This is a genomic window from Bradyrhizobium sp. PRIMUS42 (assembly GCF_023006515.1).
Taxonomy (GTDB): Bacteria; Pseudomonadota; Alphaproteobacteria; order Rhizobiales; family Xanthobacteraceae; genus Bradyrhizobium.
Genome location: NZ_JALBGZ010001526.1, coordinates 1 through 533 on the forward strand (window position 1 = coordinate 1; position 533 = coordinate 533).

Annotated in this window: 1 protein-coding gene; it reads left to right on the forward strand. The window is 68.9% G+C overall.

The genetic code is table 11. The annotated features are described in order from the left end of the window. Positions 1-533 (forward strand): GGDEF domain-containing protein (locus tag MOV75_RS41445; protein ID WP_247008669.1); only part of this gene is annotated, 533 nt, incomplete at both ends.

Sequence of the window (533 nt, forward strand, 5' to 3'; positions counted from 1 at the left end):
TGCTGTCGCCGCCGGAGGGCCGCGTCAGCCCGGGCGCGCGACTGTCCAGCATCGTCATTCTCACCATCCTCGCGATCCTGGTCGCCCGCACCGTGGGCAATCTGCTCGGCCACGATCTCTCGGCACGGGCCGGCGGCCAGGCCCATGCCGTCATGGTGCTGGGGCTGCTGTTTCTGTCGATGACGCTCAATTTCGGCTTTCTGCTGATGGCGATGGACCGCCTGCGGGGCGAGGTTGCCGACCTTGCGCTGCTCGACGATCTCACCGGCGTCGCCAACCGGCGGCATCTGCTGCAGCGCCTGACCGAGGAATGCGCCCGCTCCGAGCGCAACGGTGCGCCGTTCTCGCTGCTGGTGATCGATCTCGACGGCTTCAAGACCATCAACGACACCCACGGCCATGCCGCCGGCGATGCCTGCCTGAAGCACTTCACCCTGATGGCGCAGACGCGCCTGCGGCCCGGCGACATGCTCGCCCGCACCGGCGGCGACGAGTTCTGCGTCGTGCTGCCGTCGTCCTCCTTGCGCGAGGCC